Source organism: Methylobacter sp., assembly GCF_023227905.1.
Lineage (GTDB): Bacteria > Pseudomonadota > Gammaproteobacteria > Methylococcales > Methylomonadaceae > Methylobacter_A.
In genome coordinates, this window is record NZ_JALOCF010000016.1 from 39861 (window position 1) to 61456 (window position 21596).

A 21596-nucleotide genomic window follows, 5' to 3' on the forward strand; every position below is an offset into this window, starting at 1 on the left:
TATGATATTAAAAATCAATCAGTAAAAGTGTTGAATTTATGTGTTATTAAAATAGAAAAATAGTGCCGTACATGTTGTCAATTGTTATTGCTTTTTAAACAACATTTGATTTTGTCAGTTAAACATTAATTAATAACTTTATAGTCATTTCATGTTTATTATTTACTTAATATTAATTGTATTTGTATTAATCGCAGCAACTTACGATGCGGCCACACAAAAAATACCTAACTGGACGTCATTGCTTATTGTTGCGTTAGGGGTGGGCTGGAATTTTTCTTCCGCTGAAGGCTTAGGCGCTCGTGATAGCGGCTTTGGATTGCTTGCCGGTTTATTGCTGATGCTGCCGAGCTATATTTTCGGAGGCATGGGCGCCGGCGACGTGAAACTCATGGCGGCGATAGGGGCTGTGGTAGGCATTAAGCAAGCTCTTGACGTGGTCTTTTATAGCTATATGGCAATGTTTGTCATGGCCTTGCTTTTTATAGTGGTGAAAGGGGATCTGCTTAAGCTGTTGCGCAGGTTGAGGACGCTTATTTACGGTTTGTTTTCTGGGGTATTGGCTTACCAGAAACCGGACCCATCGGATGCTGCAAGTTACCGAATGCCTCTGGCACCGGCTATCGCACTCGCTACCTGTTATGTTTTATATCCGGCGCTTTGCAACTCAGGATTCATGGCGGATTTATGTCACTACTAGAACTGATTAAACAACCCCGCACGATTAGCGAGACCGCTCTCGATGCCGAGTTATTGATTGATTTAACACTAAAGCATCTTTATGACGGTGGCGCGCAGGATCTACAGCAGTTGGCCGACAGGCTGGCGCTTACGGGAAACCTGCTGGAAGGGATTTTGGTCAACTTGCGCAAAGACTCCCGGGTTGAGGTGTTGGCCGCCAAAGAAAATAGCGCCGGAGTACGTTACCAATTAACCGATTTAGGCCGTTCCGAAGCGAAAAATGCCTATATACGTAGCGGTTACGTTGGCCGTGCCCCGATTACAATCGATCATTACCGGCGGCTGGTTGAAGCGCAATCCGTATTTAATTGCACGGCAAGCAAAACGGAATTAATGGAGGCCTTTGCCGGTGTCGTAATAGAGGAACATTTGTATGACCAGCTGGGGCCTGCGTTGCATTCTGGCCGGGCCCTTTTAGTTTACGGTCCAGCAGGTAGCGGCAAGACTTATATCTGCAAACGCCTGGCGCGATGCTTGGGTGGTCCGATTTATTTACCCTATGCCATTGCTGTGGGCCGGGAAATCATCCGGTTTTTCGATCCGATGATTCATAGTCCGGTCGATCAAGTCAGCGGGACAGCCAACTATCAATTAGAAAACCGCACAGATCAACGCTTGATTTTATGCGAACGTCCGGTTGCTATCAGCGGTGGCGAGCTGACCATGGACAGGCTCGAGTTGCGTTATGACCCAGTCACCCGGTTAAACCACGCGCCTATCCAGTTAAAAACCAATAACGGCATTTATATCATTGACGATATGGGGCGGCAGCGGATGCCTCCGATTGAATTGCTCAATCGCTGGATTGTGCCTATGGAAGAGCATATCGATTATTTGACGGTGGGAACAGGGCAGCATTTCCCGGTGCCGTTCGATACTGTACTGGTGTTCTCGACCAATTTGCATCCGCTGGAATTGGCTGATGAGGCTTTCCTGAGGCGCTTGGGCTACAAAATACAATTCACCGACATTACTAAAGAGCAATTCACCCTGATTTGGGGAGATGTGTGCCGGGAACGCAATGTAACGGTTGAAGAAGGGGTACTGGATTGCCTTTACGAATTGTATGACCAGACCAAGCGGCCTTTTATGCCGTGTCAACCTCGGGATTTGATCGGCATGGGACTTGATATGGCGGCGTTTAAAAATACCCGGGGTCACCTAAGCAAAGAAAACATCAGGCTCGCGTGGGGCACATACTTTATCGATATATAAGAAAGGGGTGAACAAATGAACAGACGATTTTTTATTATGCTGAGTATTGCATTGCTGCTGTCTTTTCTTGCGGCTTATGTTGCCAAAAGTTGGATACAAGGCCAGGCGGTGCCCGATAAAGGGGTGTCGGTTGTGGCTGCGGCAATCGAAATCCCTTTTGGCGTCAAGATTGAAGAGTCCCAGGTTAAGCTGATTGCCTGGCCGGGCGACTCAGCTCCGCCGCAAGGCGCTTTTACATCCAAAGAGCAAGTCGTCAACAAAGTTGCGATGAACAAGTTCTACCCGGATGAAGTTATCACGGAAAAAAGAATTTCAGAATATTTGGGCGGCAGTACGCTTTCGGCATTGATTGCTAAAGAGTATCGGGCCATTTCGGTGCGAGTGGATGATGTGGTTGGTGTGGCGGGCTTTATTTTGCCTGGCAACAAAATCGATATTCTTGCCACGAAAATGGACCGTACCGCCAATAAAGCCGCTACCCGGACGCTATTACAGAATATCAAGGTATTGGCGGTGGATCAGGAAGCTTCTCAGGAAAAGGAAAAGCCGGCCATAGTCAGGGCGGTGACGCTGGAATTAAAGCCGGATCAAGCCGAGACCATGGTGCAGGCCATGCAGGAGGGAACCATACAGCTGACATTACGGAATCCGTTGGATAGCGTAGTGGAAGACAAGGTTGTCGAGGTAGCGGAAGCAAAAGCGACGCCGGTTGTCGATAGGGTCAGAAGCAGAAAACGTGTACTGAAAGTAATTCCATGGCTGTAAGTGATCTGGCGATAAAGGCGAGCCAGTAACGCGGATCGTTTGAATTTTAATAATAAGAAGAAGGGGAATGGTATGAACAAAAACCAAATAGCACTATCTGATAATCACCTTTCATTTAATTTACCGGAGACTCTGTTAATGGAAGATGCAAGCATAACGCCCCTCACGACACTGCAATACGCAAAAATATTCAAAGATATTTACAGCGAAACTGACAGGGTTGTTCACGGCAATATGGTTGCGGCTAAGTGTGTCGAGCATCCTAAGCACGGGAACATTGTTCTTGTGTCGACTACTTATGACGGCTGTTTAATGATTCACTTCCAACCTATCCCTGTAAGGAACTGAAGCCGTCCATAGACGAGTTAAGCGTCCTCACATGGGGTACCAGGTTGATAGCCAAATAATAAATTAATGCTTGTTATTATCAGATGAGTTAGCCATGAACCATAAAATTAACAAAAAATTACTCTGCATTTTTGCACTTGTCGCGTTATGTGTTGCGCATCATTCGGTTGCCGCCTTAAAAACCGCAGACATTAAACCAGTCAAGGTGCAAATTGGCTTAAACAAATCCAGGCTGATTACGCTGGACAGAAATATAGTTGAAATATCGCAAGGCAATTCGGCTATTGCCGATTTCCCGGTGGACACTGAGGCTGCGGAGACCAGCTTTATGCCTCCGAACCAGATATTGATCCGGGGCAAGTCATTAGGCACCACGAGTCTGTATTTGTGGGGGGATAAACAGAAGGTTGTACAAATGCTGGATATTGAAGTAACGCATGACCTGGATTCATTAAAATCCAAACTAAATGAGCTGCTCCCTAATGAGAATATTTCGGTGCGCTCTTCGCAGAAAAATATCGTGTTAAACGGCGAAGTCAGCACAGTAGCTAACATGCAGGCGGCAATTGACCTGGCGCAAGGCTATTTGGGGAGTTCAACAGCTCTTGGCGCGGGCACTGCCCCAAGCCCCGGCGGCTCCGGCAGCACTAATGTAACAACAACTACCGCGTCGCCAAAAGTCGATCCCAGTAAAAGTTCTACCCCGTCAGTAATCAATTTGATGAGCGTCGGCGGCGCACAGCAGGTCATGCTGGATGTAAAAGTAGCCGAGATAGATAGAAAACTGATCAGGGGCTTGAATATCAAATTTAATGCCTTGCAAGTTTCCGATTCTTTTTCTGTTGGGGCTATTAACGGAGGAGGAATTATGGATTCCGTGGGCATGGGTGGATTGCTTAATAACCACAGCTTTGATGCCGGCGCGGTCTTTTTGCAAGCGATCAGTGGCGGATTTATGTTTAATCTGACCATCGATGCGGCCAATGATCAGCAATTGGCAAAAATTTTAGCCGAGCCCACGCTAACGACATTATCAGGACAACCGGCAACCTTTATTTCAGGCGGAGAATTCCCTGTTCCGGTGCCGCAAGGTGGAATAAGTAATGGGTCAATTACTGTCACATTTAAAGAATTCGGTATCGGCTTGAAATTTGTCCCGGTGGTGCTTGATTCCGGGCGAATCAATCTGAACATGAATGTCAGTGTTAGTGAGTTATCCGAGGATGCCGCCGTTATAGCCCGGGCTGGTGATACCAATACCCAGTTTGCGATACCGTCGCTGACTAAACGGGAAGCAAGCAGTACGCTGGAGTTGGCGGATGGGCAAACCATGAGTATTGCCGGGTTAATCAGCGATAAATTGCGCGAGAATGTGAACAAGTTTCCGGGGTTGGGCGATATACCGGGATTAGGCGCGCTATTTAGAAGCTCGGCGTTCTTGAATCAACAAACGGAACTGGTGATTTTCGTCACCCCTCGCTTGGCCAAACCGGTGCTGGCGAAAAATGCGCTATTACCGACCGACAGTTTTGTTCCCCCGGATGATGTCGATTTCTATGTTTTAGGCAGAACCGAATCGAGAAGGGCCAGAAACCGGTGGGTAAAAAATGATGCCAATCCGCTAAGCAGCAAAGGCGGTCTCGATGGCGAATATGGTCAGCAATTAGTGGAAGGAGGTCAGTAATGCAAACGTTAGATAAAGTCAGCATCAAACAGGCAGTGGCAGGGATACTGTTTTCAACCCTAATAACGGGCTGCGCCGAGTGGAACTCTCATCCGGTCGTTGCCGAACAGAATTTCGGCCATGCAGTCAACAATATGATTAAAAACCAGACCTTGTATCCTGAACATGGTCAGAATGACAATCCCACACTGGGGCTGGATGGACAAAAAGCCCAAGGCGTCATCAGAGCTTACCGGGAAGGTGCATCGGAAAGACTGGACGATGCCAAGCAAGGCGCAACTTTTGACGCCACAAATGTCGGAAATTAATAAATATGAGTTTTGGCGTGGTTAATGCCGGGGCTTAAGCATACGGACTCGGCAGTTAACAGGAGCAGGATAATGAAAACAAATTGTTTGAAGAAACAGCGTGGCACTGTTGTTGTCGTAGTAACCATTGCCTTGCCGATATTGTTGCTTATTATGGGCTTGGCCTTGGATTTCGGGCATGTGTTTGTCAATAAAACGCGTTTGCAAAATGCGCTTGATGCCACTGCATTAAGCGCGGCGACAGTCATTAACAAGAATGTCAAAAATGGCACAGGACCGGCGACGACAGCAGGGAAAGAGACGTTTACCCAATTTATAGCCGCTTCAGGTAATGGTGAATTGAATGGCCTGAAGCCGGGTGACCTGGTGTTTGATTATTCGAGAACATTAAATCCCTGGGGAACCTTTGATGCCGCAACAGATTCCTTTGCGTATGTCAGAGTCACATCCAATGGCATGTTGAATGTGACGCCTATGCTGATACAGGTTACGAACCAATTCACCGATGACTTAGCGGTCCCGGCTGTTTCGACAGCAGGTCCGGTAGGGAACAACTGCGAATTGGTGCCTTTGGTAATCTGCCCAAAGGCGGGGGCGCCAACCGGATGTGATGAGAGCGGTTGTAATGGCATTCCTTTTCATACAAAAGTTTGCTTGAAGGGAGGAACGGAAGCAGCAAAAGATGGTTCGTGCCAAGATCCCAGTTTACCCACCGGAAACTTTGGATTGTTACGGTTTGATGGGTTTGCCGGGGGCAATGATATAAAAAATCTTTTAGCGGGAACTGTTAACACTTGTTCAAACAATCCTACCTGGGAGAATGGAAATAAAGTAGGTCCCGTCAGTCAAGGAATAGAAACCAGATTTGAAAATGATCTGGTGCAAACAGAGTATAAAGGCGATATGCCATACGGTGGCTACCAGCCTCAGTATGCCTCGGAGACGAATGCGCAACTTGTGAAAATTCCAGTACCGGATGGCATCGCCAATAATAGAATTGTGGCAGTTCCGGTTGTTGATGATTGCACTACGACCCCCATAAATATTGTCGCCGCCAGCTGCTTTCTTATGACGGAAAAACCTACACACACAGGAACTGCAAATGAAATCGTAGGCGAGCTGACTGGTGCCTGTCCCGGGCCTGGAACTTTTGACCCAACTAATCCTGTGTTATTCGGCCCTTACAAAATTGTTTTATTTAAAAGCAACGGGAGCAGCGACTCATGAACATCATTAAGCAAAAAGGTACATCAACCGTAGAGTTTGCCATGATGCTACCAATACTTTTAATGCTGATATTTATGGTATCCGAATTAGGGACTATGTTTTATCGGCTGAACGCCGTGACCAAATCAGTGCAAGATGCTGCCCGTTATCTGTCTGATGTCTCTGTCGGCCAGAAGATTACTTTGACCAATGCTCAAGTTAAAAATCTGGTTTGTTCCGGGGATGTCGGAGGGGTTGGTGCTCAGATTGTACCGGAATGCCAGGATAAGCTGGTTTTAGACCCTGTGCCATCTTCCGCTTCCGGGCATGTTACCGTATCAGCAAGATATCCGGCCGACTGGATATTGGCTGGCGCCGTTATAGCGTTCCTCAATTTGTCCGGTGAGCCTATGGAGCTCAGAGCCAGCAGCATAGTGAGGTTCACGCAATGATAAGCAGACATAAGCAAAAAGGCGCTGAAACCGTGGAATTTGCGATGATTGCGTTGCTGTTCTTCGGAGTCCTGTTTGCCATCATCGAGTTCAGTAGGGCTATGTTTGTCTGGAATGCATTGACAGAAGCAACCCGGAGGGGCGCGAGGATGGCCGTTATTTGTCCCCTTGGCAGCAGTGTTCCAAAGCAGGTTGCCATTTTTGGCGATAAAAGCGGTTTATTGGCAACCAGCCCGATTATTGTTGGATTAACGCCCGACATGGTGGCTATAAATTATTTCTATATTGATCCGGCTGGTGTTAAGACCACGACCCTCAACCCGGCTCAGGCAAAGTTTACTGAGGTAAGTATCACAGGTTATACGCACACGCTAATGATTCCGCTATGGGGTAGTTCGGTTTCAGCTCCAGAGTTCAATACTACTTTACCCACTGAAAGCCTGGGCGCTGTGCCTAGCTATCCGGGCGACCCAGTGAGCGCGCCTAACTGTAGCTTTTAAAGATTGTTTATATGTTTCATTACTTAATTGGCTAGGGTAACCATTTAGCTTGTTGCCTCTCTTAATTTTGCAAAGTAAGGCGGTTTTAATGGTTACTCTTTTTGGCATCATTTGAATTTATTTTAAGAAGATAAAAGATGAATAAAATAACTGAAAACAAAATAAATTTAGTATTAATAGGTACGGATGAGCTTGCCATTAAGAAACAGCTCTCTATTCTTTCTTATGCTGAAAATATTAAAAACAAGGTAGTTTGTAATAAGGCAATAATTGACTCTATCAATAAATATGCTCAGGATGAAAACAATATCATTATTATTAATTTAACCGAAAATGGCTTGAAAGAGTTGCAGGTTCTAAATAATGTTGCTGGCAAAAAAGCCTCCATTATCATTATCGGCGACCAGAAAAATATTGAATTGTTAAGTCTGGCAATCCGCGCAGGAGTTAAGGATTTTATTGATTATAAAAATTATGAAGAAAAGTTAAATGGGGTATTTGTTAATATTAAAAAAAATATCACGAATATACATAACAATAACACTAAGCGTTTAAATGCAGTTATCAATGCTAAAGGAGGCAGCGGAGCCAGTTTTATAGCCAGTAATGTGGCTTATGTTTTGTCAAAAGAAACTGACGAAAAAGTGGCATTGGTCGATCTTGATCTCCAATTCGGAGCGGTTGGGCTCAATTTCGATAGAGTACCTAAATATACGATTATGGATGCATTAAATGCTACAGAAGATTTGGATTCGGTTTCCTTGGAAGCCTATATGTCGAAATATAATGATAATCTGAGTTTGCTACTGCCATCACCATCGGATATTTTACTGCCCGGGGAGATTAATGTTTCCAGCTTAAAAGGGGTTTTGGAACTGTTGCAAATTAATTACAGTCAGATAGTTATTGATTTGCCAAGATTAATCGATCCTGTATCGAGCATGATTATGGAACAAGCGGATCAGATTACTTTGGTTATTCAGCAGAGTTTGGCCCAATTCAGGGATGGCCGGAGATTGGTGCAGATATTAAATAAAGACCTGGATATTCCTTTGGATAGAATATCAATTGTGGCTAATCGCTATGATCCCAAAAACAGTTTGCGGATAGATGATTTAAAAAATTTAGTTAATCATGACAAAGTTTATATTATTGCCAATGATTTTGAACGCGTTGCAAATGCATCGAATCTGGGAGTTCCATTATATGAATCATCAACTAATTCAAAAATTGCTCATGATTTAAAAGAACTTGCCAAAATTCTGGGGAAAGTTGAATTTGAAGGGGAAAGAAAACATTTGCTCAGCCGCTTTAGAACTTTTTTATCATAAATCTGCATTGGTTGGGTCGCGCGGCCCGGTTGCTCCGGTCACAGTTCTAGATGTCACCACGCTTACATTGCTTTGTGTTAATGCAGTCGTAAGGTGTCTGCTGTAGGTCATTTTGGCAGTCCAATCGGCGTGCTAAGTAGGACGCTAAAATTGAGCCTTTTATTGGGATCATCTTAATTCAAAGTATTTATCAGGAGTACATCAATATGAATACATTAGCAACAATGCTACAGTCGAGAGGCGCTAATCTGTGCAGTGGAGTTTTTCTTGCTGTCGTCTGGGGATTCTTCGCTTATGCGCATATGCTGAGTTTTTTAAAAACGCATGAATGGTCGTTGTTGTTATTTTGTTTTTCTGAAACGCTGTGTGTGGCCTTCTACATTTTTCGGACCAAGCCCCAGACCATTTCAGTCAATCTTTTTGACTGGATAGTCGCAATTGGCGGAACTTTTTCGCCACTGTTCTTTCGGCCTGCATCGGAGGGGATACTTCCTTTAGCAAATATCATGATTATTGCCGGGGCGTTTTTTCAGATATTGAGCATAATTTCCCTTAATCGAAGTTTTGCACTTGTTGCTGCAAAGCGGGAAATCAAGACGGGCTGGATGTATCGTATAGTTCGTCATCCGCTCTACGCCAGCTATTGTTTGGTATTTTTAGGCTATGTGCTGACAAACACAACACTTCCGAATGTTCTTGTTTATATGATAGCGATGGTTTTTTTATGCATAAGAATATTTCGGGAAGAGAAGCATATAGCTCTTGATCCCCTTTATCGGGAATATATGCTTAAAGTGCATTACCGGCTTATCCCGTTCATATTTTAGGAACGGCCTGATCCCGGATTGATTTCACGGCGATCCACTCCTTGCTATATAAGCTTGGTCGCACAAAACCAAAACGCCAAAATAGATTAAGTTCATTTCCTCGACAAGAGCCGGAGCGTTTTTTACTAAATTATGAGTAAAATTACGTATCTGGCTGAGTTTTAGTTATTTGCTTGTTATAATGATTCCATTTTTGTAACAGCATTAATTCTGATCGAGAGACTTCATGATTCAAGGTAGTATCGTAGCTTTAGTAACACCGATGGATGAAAGCGGTGCAGTGGATAAGGAAAGCTTGAAAAGGCTGGTGGAATTTCACATAGCAGAGGGTACAGATGCCCTTGTCGCCGTCGGCACCACAGGCGAATCGGCGACACTGGATGAGCATGAGCATTGCGATGTTATTAAGTCTGTTGTCGAATATGTCGGCGGCAGAATACCGGTAATTGCTGGAACCGGTGCAAATTCGACTACAGAAGCGATTAACTTGACTCGTTTGGCTAAAGAAGCCGGAGCCGACGCCTGCCTGATCGTGACTCCTTATTACAATAAGCCTACTCAGGAAGGCTTATACCTGCATTACAAGGCTATTAGCGAAGCCGTCGATATTCCCCAGATCTTATACAATGTGCCGGGACGCACTGCTTGCGATATGCTGCCTGAAACTGTTGGTCGCTTGTCCCATCTCAAGAATATCGTCGGCGTTAAAGAAGCGACCGGCGACTTGTCCAGAGTTAAAACAATTCGTGATTTGACTGGTGATGATTTTGCAATCTATACCGGCGACGACGCGACCAGTCGCGAGTTCTGTCTGCTGGGCGGCAACGGCAGCATTACTGTAACGGGCAATGTCGCGCCAAAACTGGTGCATGAAATGATCATGCTGGCGATAACAGGCCATGATGAAACTTCTTTAGAGATTGATAAAAAATTAGCCGCGCTACACAAGAACCTGTTTATTCAGTCAAATCCGATTCCTGTAAAATGGGCGGTTGCCGAAATGGGTTTGATGGGTAAGGGCATACGTTTACCTTTGACCTGGCTAACCGAAGATTGCTTTGATGCGGTTCGTGACGCAATGCGTCAGGCTGAAGTTATTTAACACATATTTATGAAAACTAAAGCCAGGGCGCTTATTATTATTGTTGTTTTGGCCAATTTATCGGCCTGCACTTACATAAAGAATCTATTTCCGGATAAAGAAAAAGATTATCAGTTTACGACTGAAATTCCACCCTTGACGATTCCGCCTGATCTCGGAGGCGGTTCAATCACAAATGCTCCCGCCGCTCCTGTTGCTGAAGCGGCGGATGCTGCCCCCACCGATCCGTCGCCTGAGCCCGCTCCGACTGTAGAGCGGAAATTAATTCCGGTTGAACTGGTTAACGCTGATCAGGGAACAAAGCGATTACGTATTGGCGCCCCTCCCGTAACTGCATGGCGCATGGTTGGCAAAGCATTAAGCAGAAACTTTATTGAAGTGACTAATCGCAATCAGGAAGAAGGGCTGTTTCACGTCCTCTATGACCCGAACAGCAAGGAAGTGGAAGACGGGTCTGTTTGGGACGAGGTTGTTTTTTTCGTCAAAGGATTTGAAACTAATGAACAAGAGTATGTTCTCAAATTGGTAGAAAACGACATCCAGCAGACCGATGTTGTTATCATGGACAACGAACAAAAACCGGTAGCTGACGAGGGCAGCTTAAGTTTGTTGACGCTTTTGCACAACACTATTAAGGCTGATTTGGCTAAGTAATACATGAGGAGCGAACTGCATGTTAAAAGGCTGAAAAGCCTGTACGTGCATTTCGCTCCTTGCACACTGTACCTTTTATATCTTTTTTCACATGTTAAAAATCTCTGGAACTTCCGCGCTTTCTGTCTTTCGCATTAACAAACTGCTGGCTGAACTTCAAGCCATAGAACCCGCTATCAAGGCTGTCTCGACACGGTTTATTCACTTTGTGGATATTGACACTAACCTGGATGATAACCAAGCCGGGATTTTAAAGCAGTTACTGGCTTACGGTTCCGCTCTAGCGGATGCCGATATTCAAGGGCCACGTCTGCTGGTTGTGCCGCGCTCAGGCACGATTTCGCCTTGGTCCAGCAAGGCCACCGAAATTGCCCAACGTTGTGGGTTGTTAGAAGTTAAGCGTATCGAACGAGGTATTGAGTACACGCTGGATGTCAATCAGCCGTTACCGGCTTCCGTAAAAGCGTTATTGCATGACCGGATGACTCAAACCGTTGTGGACGGCGATAGCGAGCCGGATCTGTTCGCTCATCATCAGCCTAAGCCGTTGCAGAGTGTCGCCATAATAGAACAGGGTCGTGACGCCTTGGTTGGCGCCAATACCGACCTGGGTTTGGCTTTGTCCGATGATGAAATCGATTATCTGACCGAGAGCTTTCAAACCTTGGGCAGAAACCCGACCGATGTTGAATTAATGATGTTTGCCCAGGCCAATTCCGAGCATTGTCGGCACAAGATTTTTAATGCCGACTGGACGATAGACGGGGTAGAGCAGGCGCAAACCTTGTTCAAGATGATCCGTAATACCGCAGCAAAAAGCCCGGAGGGCATTTTGACGGCTTACAGCGATAATGCCTCGGTCATGGCCGGTTCAACCGAGCAGGTTTTTATACGCAATGCGCAGACCGGCGAATACGGCTATGTCAAAGAAGACGCGCATTTGCTGATGAAAGTCGAAACCCATAATCATCCTACCGCTATTTCACCTTATCCGGGTGCGGCTACCGGTTCCGGCGGCGAAATCCGCGATGAAGGCGCGACCGGCCGCGGCTCTTCGCCCAAAGCCGGTTTAACCGGATTTTCTGTGTCCCATTTAAAAATTCCTGGTTTCCCCCAGCCTTGGGAAGCGGATAACGGCAAGCCCGAACGTATCGCTTCGGCATTGACCATCATGCTGGAAGGCCCACTCGGCGGCGCGGCTTTTAATAACGAATTCGGCAGACCCAACCTGACCGGTTATTTCCGCAGCTTTGAGCAAGCGGTTCCGGGCAAGGACAATGAGTTTAGGGGCTATCACAAACCGATCATGATCGCAGGCGGCTTGGGTAACATCCGGCCTATGCTGGTGAAGAAAAACGCGATACCGGCCGGCTCGTTGATCATCATCCTGGGTGGTCCTGCGATGTTGATTGGCCTTGGCGGCGGCGCGGCTTCATCGCAAGCGTCCGGCGCGGGTTCGGAAGATTTGGATTTCGCCTCGGTGCAACGGGAAAACCCCGAAATGGAACGCCGTTGCCAGGAAGTGATCAATCATTGTAATTCGATGGGTAGCGATACGCCGATTGTGTCCATTCATGACATTGGCGCGGGCGGTTTATCCAACGCGGTGCCGGAAATTATCCATGACTGCGAGCGCGGCGGCCGTTTCGAATTGCGTAATGTGCAGAATGCCGATATAGGCATGTCGCCGATGCAGATTTGGTGCAATGAAGCGCAGGAACGTTATGTGGTTGCGATTAAACCCGAATCGCTGGAGTTATTTACCGCCTTTTGCGAACGCGAGCATTGCTTGTTTGCGGTCATCGGCGAGGCGACTGAAGAAGAGCATTTATTGCTGAACGACGAGTTGCTCGGCGACAAGCCGGTCGATATTCCGATGTCAGTGTTGTTCGGTAAATCGCCCAAGCTGCACCGTAATGTCGAGCATGTTCCAGCCAATACTCAAGCGCTGGATGTTAGCGGCATCACGCTGAATGAAGCGATTAAGCGCGTTCTGGCATTCCCGGCTGTCGCCGATAAAAGCTTTTTGATCCATATCGGCGACCGCTCGGTCACCGGTTTGGTTGCCCGCGATCAAATGGTCGGACCTTGGCAAGTGCCGGTGGCCGATGTTGCGGTTACCGCAGTCGGCTTTCATTCCGTGACCGGCGAAGCGATGGCAATGGGTGAGCGTTCGCCGATTGCGGTTATCGACGCACCGGCATCAGGCCGTATGGCGATAGGCGAGGCCATCACCAATATTGCCGCTGCCAGCATTGATTCATTGAAAAAAATCAAACTATCCGCCAACTGGATGGCCGCAGCCGGCTATCAGGGCGAAGATGCGGCATTATTCGATACCGTCAAAGCGGTAGGTATGGAATTGTGTCCTGCGCTGGGTATCGCGATACCGGTGGGCAAGGATTCCTTGTCGATGAAAACGGTCTGGAAGGATGAAACCGCCGATTCAGAAAAAACCATGACCGCACCATTGTCGCTGGTGATTACCGCGTTTGCGCCGGTTGCCGATATTGGCCTTACCTTGACTCCGCAATTGCGTTGCGTACCCGATGAAGACAGTGCTTTGATACTGATTGACCTGGGGGCCGGAAAAAATCGTCTGGGCGGCTCAGTGCTAGCGCAAGTTTACAACCAGATCGGCAATGAATGTCCCGATCTGGACGATGCAAGCCTGTTGAAAGCTTTCTTCGATACAATACAAACACTCAACGTACAGAATAAACTGCTCAGCTATCATGACCGTTCCGATGGCGGCTTGCTGGCTACGGTTGCGGAAATGATGTTCGCTGGCAGGTTGGGCGTGACCCTGGCGCTCGATAGTCTGGGCGAAGATGTGCTGGCTTCATTGTTTAATGAAGAATTGGGTGCCGTTTTACAAGTACGGCAGAGCGATTGCAAGGATGTCGAGGAGCTATTGAAGCACTCGGGACTGATCGATTGCACGTATGTGATCGGCAAAGTCAATACCGGCGAGCAGCAACTGAATATTCGCCATAGGGGCGAAATGATATATTCTGCCGGCCGGGCTGAACTGCAAAGCATCTGGTCTGAACTCAGCTATAAAATGCAGGCTTTGCGCGATAACCCGGAATGTGCGCAGCAACAGTTTGAGCGCATCGCCGATGATGCCGATCCCGGTTTGAATGTCGCATTGACTTTTGATGTCGGCAAAAACGTGACTGCGCGGTTTAAACATGCAGCTAGGCCTAAAGTCGCAATATTGCGGGAGCAGGGCGTTAACGGCCATGTAGAAATGGCGGCGGCATTTGACCGCGCCGGATTTACCAGCATTGACGTGCACATGAGCGACATTATTCATGGCCGGGTGAGTTTGGCCGATTTCACCGGCTTGGTGGCTTGCGGCGGTTTTTCTTATGGCGACGTCCTGGGCGCAGGCGGCGGTTGGGCAAAATCGATCCTGTTCAACCCGCGCTGCCGTGATGAATTCGCTGCATTTTTCCAGCGCCCGGATACCTTCGGTTTAGGCGTTTGTAACGGCTGCCAGATGATGTCGGGATTAAAAGACATTATTCCCGGCGCTGAGCATTGGCCGCGCTTTATGCGCAACAACTCGGAGCAATTCGAAGCGCGCGTGGCATTGGTTGAAGTGCAAAAATCGCCGTCCATCCTGTTTGCCGGGATGGAAGGTTCAAGGATGCCGGTAGCTATTGCGCATGGCGAAGGGCGCGCAGAATTTGCCGTAGATCCTGCGGTTGCGCTTGAAGCAGGCGCAGTTGCTTTGTGCTATGTCGATAACTATGGGGAATTGACTACGGAATTTCCTGCCAATCCTAATGGTTCGCCGTTCGGTATAACCGGCCTGACCACTACGGATGGGCGATTTACTATTATGATGCCGCACCCGGAGCGCTGCTTCAGAGCCCTGCAAAATTCATGGCATCCGGATGATTGGGGTGAATATGGCGCGTGGATGCGTATGTTCAGAAATGCCAGGGTTTGGGTAGGTTAGGGACTTGTCAGCATCAGCCAGGAGCACAGCAGAATGATCCGCTCATGCCTGTGTAAAGTCTAAGAAGTGTAATCAAATCCTAGCAATAAAAAGTTTAGAGGTTGTAGATTATGGGTGAGGTCGGCATGGCGACAAATAACAATCGGAGAGTTTTTTTTCGAATTTATGACGAAGTTAATCTGTCTTATACGAAAATAGATGAAAAACTGGCAGCCGAACCGAACCCTACCTTTACTAACTTTTCATTGGCTTCAGATACTGAAAGGCCGGCACAGGATTCAGAACGGCTATTGCCCAGCCCGAAGAAAATACTGCCGGGTTTCAGGACACTAGACTCGGAACTCAATGAACATGCCACGCTCAACGTTAATATCAGCGCAAGCGGTATAGCTTTTAGTTGTGAAGAAGCGCTTCAAGAAGGCGATTACCTGCTGATCAAGATACTGCTGCTGTCCAGCATGGCAGCCATCATGGCTTGCTGTAAGGTAGTTTACTGCAAGAGCAGCAACCCGTACGAAAGTCAGTATCCTTATCTGGTTGGCGCCCATTTTACCGATATGCAAGACGCAGACCGGGAGATGTTAACTTCGTATGTAGAAAAAAAACGGTTGCGACAAAACCGGGGCAGAGGATTGATCTTGGCGGCTGCCGTTACAGTCATCTTAGCGCCGGATGTTGTATTTGGCTTGTTGTTTGAAGTGTTTCATTTCTTGTTCGAGCATTTGCTCGAGCTCTGCCATCTTACGTTTGAGTTTATCGAATCCGCTCTCGATCACCTCGTCGAACATCTTTTTCATACCAATCTGAAGCAAACTCAAGTAATTGTTTTTTATATTCTTTTGTCTGTCGCTCTCTATGCAAGCTATTCTATAGGAAAAAGATTGCCGTTTTTGTATAAGCGCTGTAAAAACAGCCTGATTGTCTACGTGTCGCGGAAGAAATCAAGCCTGCTTTATTACTGGCATGAGCAGTCTTTAGTCAATAAAGTCAAACTGGCTTTAATCGGTGCGACAGTCATTACTGGTTATATTCTTTTTGGTATGTAGTGGGCAAAAACAGCGCTAAAGGTTGAATTGAAAGTTATTCAATTGCTCTTGATATGCTTGAGCGTGGCATGTACTTTGGGTTTAGGGAGTCTAACGAGGAGCTTTTGGAGATTGCCTGGTTAAGGTAAGGGGATTTAGCCTGAAACTAAATCCCCGGTATTGCTTGTCTAGTTGCTCAAACGTTTCTGGCAGAGTTGGATTATTATCTGCCGTATCCCCCGCTCATTCCATTACCCAGAAAGGAACCGGCGGCGGCACCCAAACCGGTAGCCAGAGGATCGCCGCTACCTAGTTCATAGCCAAAAACACTGCCTATCACGCCTCCAGCCAATCCTTGGTGTGAGCGTGGATCAGGTGAATACTGTGCCTGCCGCTGATAATAATTAACTTGGGGTTGTGGGTAATAATTAATTTGCGGCGCTGGGTAATAGTTGACCTGTGGTTGCGGGTAATAGTCGTGGTGATGGTGACCATGATGATGACCATGACCGTGATGATGCCCCCAACCGTGACCGTGATCACGATCAGCGTAAGATGTGGGTGAGAACAGCATCGCAACGGCAGCTAATTGAATCAAAAAAAGATACTTTTTCATGTGATTTTCTCTCTAAATTATTTGGTTTGTTGTTAAGTTAACAAAATCAAGCTAATAGATACGTCATTTAAATCAAATCGAGTTAGCGTCTTCCAGCGACTCCGTTGCCGACATAAGAGCCGGCGGCAGCGCCCAATCCGGTAGCAATGGGATCGCCGTTTCCTAATTCGTAGCCTAATACGCTACCTACCACGCCCCCAGCCAAACCTTGGTGCGAGCGTGGATCCTGATGGTTTGAATACCGGTGCGGCTCCGGATAATACCTCGCCTCATCGGAATGATGATGTTTGTGATGCCCTCTGGCATGACCATGACCGCGGCCTTCCCCCCCAGACGCGTAGGATATAGACGAGTGAATGACTGCCAATACAAACAGTGGACTTAAAAAAAACGATTTTTTCATGGGTTTCTTCCTTAAATAATTGGTTTGTTTACTTCTATGTTGGCCCGGCAAGGCAAGTTGTCCAGTCATTAACTTTGGAATCATATTATTCGCGTTAACCTTAATGGCCGCTTAACAAAATATAACCGTTTTATAGGCGTTAAAGCCTGTTTTAGAATCACAATGCCGCCTGTTACGCGCACCAATTAATTGCCGGAATAATTCTGCTGTGTCGCTTATAATATTAGCGTATTTGAACCAGTATTTACCCAATCTTAATGGCATTTTAATAAATGGAACAGTTTATCCCCGGCCAACGCTGGATTAGTAACACCGAGTCTGAACTCGGCTTAGGTCTTATTCTTGATGTGGCGCACAAGAGGGTCACCGTGCTTTTTTTGGCGTGCGACGAGAAGCGCATGTATGCGCAAGATAATGCGCCGTTAACGCGCGTCCGGTTTTCGGTAGGCGACGTTATCGAGTCGATTGATGAATATAAAGTGACCGTTACCGGTTTAACCGAGAAAGACGGCTTGATAACTTATATAGGCAGAGACGAGGATGATCAGGAAGTCCAAGTGGATGAGGTGGAGCTGAATCATCATATTCAATTTAACAAGCCTCAAGATCGGTTGTTTATCGGGCAGGTTGACCCTTCCGCCTGGTTTTTACTGCGCTATGAAACTTGGCGCAGATTGCAGCAGCATCAGCAGTCGCCGGTTAAGGGTTTGCTGGGCGGTCGCGCTTCGCTTATTCCGCATCAGCTGTTTATTGCGCATGAATCGGCTAACCGGTCTGCACCGCGAATCATGCTGGCTGATGAGGTCGGCTTGGGTAAAACCATCGAAGCCGGTTTGGTTTTGCACCATCGGCTGATTAACGGCTTGAGCAACCGGGTCTTGATTATCGTGCCGGAAACACTGTTGCATCAATGGCTGGTAGAAATGCTCCGGCGCTTCAATCTGCGATTCAGTATTTTTGACGAAGCACGTTGTCTCGATACTTATGCCGAAGACGACATGCTCGCAGAGGGAGTCGAAGATGATGCAAATGCCGATAATCCGTTCCTGACCGAGCAATTGGTTCTATGCAGCCAGGACTTTTTTTCTAAATATCCACGCCGCCAACAACAGGCCATTGAGGCAGGTTGGGATATGGTGATTGTTGACGAAGCGCACCATCTGGAATGGAGCGAACAAGCGCCTAGCTCTGACTACCTGTTTGTGGAGCAACTCGGGCGGATTTCCCCTAGTCTGATATTGCTGACGGCGACTCCTGAGCAATTGGGCAAGGAAAGCCATTTCGCACGATTAAGATTGCTCGATCCCGACCGGTTTTACAGCTTTTCAGCGTTTGTCAAAGAAGAACGATTATTTGAGCCGGTGGCAAATGCGGCCAAATTGCTGCTTGCGGACAAGGCGCTGGATGAACAGGCGCAGCAACATTTAACCGCGCTGCTGAAAGATGACAACGTCGACGGCCTGCTGAAGAATCTTATCGCCAGGGATGGTGTGTATGCCGCAGACCTGCCGGGAGCAGGTGCGGCGAACGACCCTGAAAAATCGGCGGCGGCACGTGATGCGCTGATTACGGTGCTGCTGGATCATCACGGCACCGGGCGGATTTTATTCAGGAATTCGCGGCAGACTGTGCAGGGCTTTCCCGAGCGGGAACGTTACGGCTATGCGTTGGCAGGTCAGCCCAATACCGATGATTGGCAACAAGATCCGCGTTTTCTATGGCTGGTGAATAAGGTCAAGCAACTGGCTGGCGATAAAGCCCTGGTGATCTGCAAACAGGCACAAACAGCGATTGACTTAGAGCAAGCCTTGAAAAACCGTGCGGGCATTGCCTCAGCCGTTTTTCATGAAGGCATGAGCATTATCGAACGTGACCGGGCGGCGGCTTATTTTGCCGACCCTGAAAGTGCGGCGCGGTTATTGATTTGTTCCGAGATCGGCAGCGAAGGCAGGAATTTTCAGTTTGTACACCATTTAATACTGCTGGATTTGCCGAATAACCCCGATTTATTGCAGCAACGCATAGGGCGTCTTGACCGTATCGGGCAGAAACATGTGATTCAGATTCATGTGCCTTACCTGGAGCATACCGAGTGTGAGGTGTTGTACCGCTGGTATGATGAAGGCCTGAATGCGTTTGCCAGTAACAGTTCATCCGCCCAGCGGGTTGCGGATATAGTGCACGATGAGCTGGCGGCTGTTTTGGAGAGTAAAAACCCAGCCGATATTGATGTTCTTATCGCCAAGACCCGGGCGCTCAGCACTGAACTTGAAGCGGAAATGCATAACGGCCGCGATCAATTGCTGGAGTTGAATTCCTGCCGCAAGGAACTGGCCGATGAGCTGATTGCCCAGTTGAATACCTACGAGAAAGAAGGCGTGCTATGGCCCTATATGGAAGATGTCTTTGAATGCTACGGCGTAGATACCGAGTTTCATTCGCCGGATTGCTTTATTGTCCGTCCCAGCGACCATTTGCGCGTTTCGCATTTTCCCGGCTTGACCGAAGACGGCTTGACTTTCACCGTCAACCGGCAGATTGCCCTGGCGCGGGAAGACATGCAGTTTATGACTTGGGAGCATCCGGTGGTTACCGCATCAATGGATATGGTGCTGTCCAGTGAAACCGGCAACGCCGCGATCAGCGTGATCAAGCATAATGACCTTAAAGCCGGACAGTTTCTGCTGGAGTGTTTGTTCATTGTCGAGTGCAGCGCACCTGCCGAATTACAAATCGGAAGATTCTTGCCTCATACGCCGATCCGGGTGCTGATCGACCAAAACCAAAAGGATTTAAGTGCGGATATCGACCACCGCGATCTGGTTGAAGCCGGCATTAAGTTCGACAAACACAAAATTATTGCTTTTTTAACCAGCCAGCGGCCGCACTTGATCAACATTTTGGGCGTGGCGGAGCAAAAAGCCAAAGCCGAAATGCAGCAGCTAGTCGATCAGGCGACCCAAACCATGTTGGAATCGTTAAGCAATGAAATTAAGCGCTTGGTCAGGCTGAAAAAAGTGAATCCGACCATCAGGACCGAAGAAATCGAACAGTTAAAGGACATGACCATGCTGGCGCATGAAAATATTCAGGCTGCGCAGTTAAGACTGGATGCGGTGAGATTTTTGATTACCAGTTGATATCTCTCTCTGCCCACGAAAGCCAAAAGTAGGCGCCTCTACGACTGCAAGGATGCAGGAGGTAGAGCAACGCAGGAGCAGTTGCCGAGGCGCAGCTTCCGCTCCTTGCTCACGCTAAATACCTACATAATCCACAGGGATGTGGTGAATGCAGATATTGCAGGAGCAAATATCTGTCCATGTAGGCAACGCAGGAGCAGTTGCCGAGGCGACACGAAAAGCACGAAAAATGAATAAAGTGTGGGTATAACAAAGAGTTTTCCGGAGGTAAGGCGGGCGCTATGTTGGTGTAACTTCCCTAGCAACAGTCAAACGGAATACGTTATTAAAACATTTTCGTGCCTTTCGTGCTTTTTCGTGAACAAAATTTCATTTCAGTTACCAGATGATGTTGAATACTGATCTTTACGTATATTAAATCCCAATCTACCCAATAAATTATGATAAACATCGGCAAAATAAATAAGCTGAACGTAGTTAAACAACAAGGCGCTGACGTTTACCTCAGTGACGGCAGTTCGGGAAAAAAAGTGCTGCTGGCGGACAGAAAATTGCCGGCAAACTGCCAGGTCGGCGATACTCTGGATGTCTTTGTTTACGTGGATTCGGAAGGACACTTGGCCGCTACCACTAAAAAGCCGTTAGCCGAAGTGGGAGATATAGCATGGCTGAAAGTCGTGTCGCTGAATTATGTGGGGGCGTTTCTGGACTGGGGATTACCCAAAGATTTACTGGTTCCGTTCAGTGAACAATACCATGAGATGGAAGTAGGGCGGTCTTATCTGGTCAAGGTTTTTCTCGATGAGCAGAGCCGCATTGCGGCAACCACCAAGATTGATAAATTGCTCAGCGATGAATCGGTCGACTTCGAAGTCGGCCAAAAAGTGTCGTTGATCATCGCCGATAGAACCGATTTGGGCATTAAAGCCATCATCAATAATAGCCATTGGGGCATGCTGTACGAAAACGAGCTATTCCGGCCTGTTAAAAAAGGCCAAAAGATGGAGGGTTACATTAAGCAGATACGGGAAGATCATAAAATTGATCTCAGTCTGCATCAGCCTGGATACGGCAAAGTGGTATCGCTGACCGATAGCATTATAGCCAAGCTGAAAGCCAATAATGGGGTATTGATGCTTAGCGACAAAAGCCCGCCAGAAGCCATTTATGCCGCGTTTGGGGTAAGCAAGAAAGTATTTAAGCAAGCTATCGGGGCATTATATAAGCAACAATTAATCACCATTGATAAAAACGGGATCAAGCTTGTTGATTGATCGGCGGGCACAATACCTTATATAAATGAAAGTTG

Annotated in this window: 19 protein-coding genes; 17 read left to right on the forward strand and 2 right to left on the reverse strand. The window is 47.3% G+C overall.

Going from position 1 to position 21596, the window contains the following annotated elements:
* Positions 1-151 precede the first annotated feature (151 nt).
* The 15 genes from M0R47_RS08735 to M0R47_RS08805 all read left to right on the forward strand — a co-directional run bounded on the left by M0R47_RS08735 (position 152) and on the right by M0R47_RS08805 (position 16149).
* Complete coding sequence (locus M0R47_RS08735; protein WP_292553211.1) at positions 152-700, forward strand: A24 family peptidase; 549 nt, start codon at positions 152-154, stop codon at positions 698-700.
* Positions 688-1956 carry a hypothetical protein gene (locus M0R47_RS08740; RefSeq protein WP_292553214.1) on the forward strand — a complete coding sequence of 423 codons (1269 nt, stop codon included), beginning with the start codon at positions 688-690 and terminating at the stop codon, positions 1954-1956. Before M0R47_RS08735 ends, M0R47_RS08740 begins: the two co-directional genes overlap by 13 nt.
* A gap of 15 nt (positions 1957-1971) precedes the next feature.
* Positions 1972-2721 carry a Flp pilus assembly protein CpaB gene (cpaB, locus tag M0R47_RS08745; protein WP_292553217.1) on the forward strand — a complete coding sequence of 250 codons (750 nt, stop codon included), beginning with the start codon at positions 1972-1974 and terminating at the stop codon, positions 2719-2721.
* A 72-nt stretch (positions 2722-2793) separates the two neighbouring features.
* Positions 2794-3069 (forward strand): hypothetical protein, encoded by a 276-nt coding sequence (locus M0R47_RS08750; protein ID WP_292553219.1) that lies wholly within the window; start codon positions 2794-2796, stop codon positions 3067-3069.
* Positions 3070-3163: 94 nt separating this feature from the next.
* On the forward strand, positions 3164-4753 hold the full coding sequence (locus tag M0R47_RS08755) for a type II and III secretion system protein family protein (RefSeq protein WP_292553222.1): 1590 nt from the start codon (positions 3164-3166) through the stop codon (positions 4751-4753).
* Positions 4753-5061: a hypothetical protein gene (locus M0R47_RS08760; protein WP_292553225.1), complete on the forward strand. Its 309-nt coding sequence runs from the start codon at positions 4753-4755 to the stop codon at positions 5059-5061. The genes M0R47_RS08755 and M0R47_RS08760 overlap by 1 nt, the downstream gene beginning before the upstream one ends.
* A 72-nt stretch (positions 5062-5133) precedes the next feature.
* A complete protein-coding gene (locus M0R47_RS08765; protein WP_292553228.1) occupies positions 5134-6288 on the forward strand; it encodes a TadE/TadG family type IV pilus assembly protein in 1155 nt (384 codons plus the stop codon).
* Positions 6285-6719: a TadE/TadG family type IV pilus assembly protein gene (locus tag M0R47_RS08770; protein ID WP_292553230.1), complete on the forward strand. Its 435-nt coding sequence runs from the start codon at positions 6285-6287 to the stop codon at positions 6717-6719. Before M0R47_RS08765 ends, M0R47_RS08770 begins: the two co-directional genes overlap by 4 nt.
* Positions 6716-7219 carry a TadE family protein gene (locus tag M0R47_RS08775; protein ID WP_292553232.1) on the forward strand — a complete coding sequence of 168 codons (504 nt, stop codon included), beginning with the start codon at positions 6716-6718 and terminating at the stop codon, positions 7217-7219. The genes M0R47_RS08770 and M0R47_RS08775 overlap by 4 nt, the downstream gene beginning before the upstream one ends.
* Before the next feature lie 137 nt (positions 7220-7356).
* On the forward strand, positions 7357-8550 hold the full coding sequence (locus M0R47_RS08780) for an AAA family ATPase (protein ID WP_292553235.1): 1194 nt from the start codon (positions 7357-7359) through the stop codon (positions 8548-8550).
* A 206-nt stretch (positions 8551-8756) separates the two neighbouring features.
* Positions 8757-9377 (forward strand): methyltransferase, encoded by a 621-nt coding sequence (locus M0R47_RS08785; protein ID WP_292553237.1) that lies wholly within the window; start codon positions 8757-8759, stop codon positions 9375-9377.
* A gap of 226 nt (positions 9378-9603) precedes the next feature.
* Positions 9604-10479 carry a 4-hydroxy-tetrahydrodipicolinate synthase gene (gene dapA / locus M0R47_RS08790; protein ID WP_292553239.1) on the forward strand — a complete coding sequence of 292 codons (876 nt, stop codon included), beginning with the start codon at positions 9604-9606 and terminating at the stop codon, positions 10477-10479.
* A gap of 9 nt (positions 10480-10488) precedes the next feature.
* The gene (gene bamC, locus M0R47_RS08795) at positions 10489-11133 is read left to right on the forward strand and encodes an outer membrane protein assembly factor BamC (RefSeq protein WP_292553242.1); all 645 of its coding nucleotides are present in this window, start codon (positions 10489-10491) and stop codon (positions 11131-11133) included.
* Between the two features lie 91 nt (positions 11134-11224).
* Complete coding sequence (gene purL, locus M0R47_RS08800) at positions 11225-15103, forward strand: phosphoribosylformylglycinamidine synthase (RefSeq protein WP_292553245.1); 3879 nt, start codon at positions 11225-11227, stop codon at positions 15101-15103.
* Between the two features lie 125 nt (positions 15104-15228).
* Positions 15229-16149: a PilZ domain-containing protein gene (locus tag M0R47_RS08805; RefSeq protein WP_292553248.1), complete on the forward strand. Its 921-nt coding sequence runs from the start codon at positions 15229-15231 to the stop codon at positions 16147-16149.
* A gap of 202 nt (positions 16150-16351) precedes the next feature.
* On the opposite strand, the gene M0R47_RS08810 is transcribed toward M0R47_RS08805, so the two are convergent.
* Positions 16352-16744 (reverse strand): glycine zipper 2TM domain-containing protein, encoded by a 393-nt coding sequence (locus M0R47_RS08810; RefSeq protein ID WP_292553250.1) that lies wholly within the window; start codon positions 16742-16744, stop codon positions 16352-16354.
* Between the two features lie 82 nt (positions 16745-16826).
* Positions 16827-17147 carry a hypothetical protein gene (locus M0R47_RS08815; RefSeq protein WP_292553253.1) on the reverse strand — a complete coding sequence of 107 codons (321 nt, stop codon included), beginning with the start codon at positions 17145-17147 and terminating at the stop codon, positions 16827-16829.
* Positions 17148-17419: 272 nt separating this feature from the next.
* Here M0R47_RS08815 and rapA point away from each other — a divergent pair, with 272 nt between their 5' ends.
* Entirely contained in the window at positions 17420-20287 is a 2868-nt protein-coding gene (gene rapA / locus M0R47_RS08820) for an RNA polymerase-associated protein RapA (protein ID WP_292553255.1), read from the forward strand.
* Between the two features lie 440 nt (positions 20288-20727).
* On the forward strand, positions 20728-21561 hold the full coding sequence (locus tag M0R47_RS08825) for a S1-like domain-containing RNA-binding protein (protein WP_292553258.1): 834 nt from the start codon (positions 20728-20730) through the stop codon (positions 21559-21561).
* The last annotated feature ends 35 nt before the right edge of the window (positions 21562-21596 follow it).

Bases quoted from the DNA above. Each gene is read 5' to 3' on its own strand.
- M0R47_RS08735 (WP_292553211.1), top strand. From the start codon at position 152: ATGTTTATTATTTACTTAATATTAATTGTATTTGTATTAATCGCAGCA.
- M0R47_RS08740 (WP_292553214.1), top strand. From the start codon at position 688: ATGTCACTACTAGAACTGATTAAACAACCCCGCACGATTAGCGAGACC.
- cpaB (WP_292553217.1), top strand. From the start codon at position 1,972: ATGAACAGACGATTTTTTATTATGCTGAGTATTGCATTGCTGCTGTCT.
- M0R47_RS08750 (WP_292553219.1), top strand. From the start codon at position 2,794: ATGAACAAAAACCAAATAGCACTATCTGATAATCACCTTTCATTTAAT.
- M0R47_RS08755 (WP_292553222.1), top strand. From the start codon at position 3,164: ATGAACCATAAAATTAACAAAAAATTACTCTGCATTTTTGCACTTGTC.
- M0R47_RS08760 (WP_292553225.1), top strand. From the start codon at position 4,753: ATGCAAACGTTAGATAAAGTCAGCATCAAACAGGCAGTGGCAGGGATA.
- M0R47_RS08765 (WP_292553228.1), top strand. From the start codon at position 5,134: ATGAAAACAAATTGTTTGAAGAAACAGCGTGGCACTGTTGTTGTCGTA.
- M0R47_RS08770 (WP_292553230.1), top strand. From the start codon at position 6,285: ATGAACATCATTAAGCAAAAAGGTACATCAACCGTAGAGTTTGCCATG.
- M0R47_RS08775 (WP_292553232.1), top strand. From the start codon at position 6,716: ATGATAAGCAGACATAAGCAAAAAGGCGCTGAAACCGTGGAATTTGCG.
- M0R47_RS08780 (WP_292553235.1), top strand. From the start codon at position 7,357: ATGAATAAAATAACTGAAAACAAAATAAATTTAGTATTAATAGGTACG.
- M0R47_RS08785 (WP_292553237.1), top strand. From the start codon at position 8,757: ATGAATACATTAGCAACAATGCTACAGTCGAGAGGCGCTAATCTGTGC.
- dapA (WP_292553239.1), top strand. From the start codon at position 9,604: ATGATTCAAGGTAGTATCGTAGCTTTAGTAACACCGATGGATGAAAGC.
- bamC (WP_292553242.1), top strand. From the start codon at position 10,489: ATGAAAACTAAAGCCAGGGCGCTTATTATTATTGTTGTTTTGGCCAAT.
- purL (WP_292553245.1), top strand. From the start codon at position 11,225: ATGTTAAAAATCTCTGGAACTTCCGCGCTTTCTGTCTTTCGCATTAAC.
- M0R47_RS08805 (WP_292553248.1), top strand. From the start codon at position 15,229: ATGGCGACAAATAACAATCGGAGAGTTTTTTTTCGAATTTATGACGAA.
- M0R47_RS08810 (WP_292553250.1), bottom strand. From the start codon at position 16,744: ATGAAAAAGTATCTTTTTTTGATTCAATTAGCTGCCGTTGCGATGCTG.
- M0R47_RS08815 (WP_292553253.1), bottom strand. From the start codon at position 17,147: ATGAAAAAATCGTTTTTTTTAAGTCCACTGTTTGTATTGGCAGTCATT.
- rapA (WP_292553255.1), top strand. From the start codon at position 17,420: ATGGAACAGTTTATCCCCGGCCAACGCTGGATTAGTAACACCGAGTCT.
- M0R47_RS08825 (WP_292553258.1), top strand. From the start codon at position 20,728: ATGATAAACATCGGCAAAATAAATAAGCTGAACGTAGTTAAACAACAA.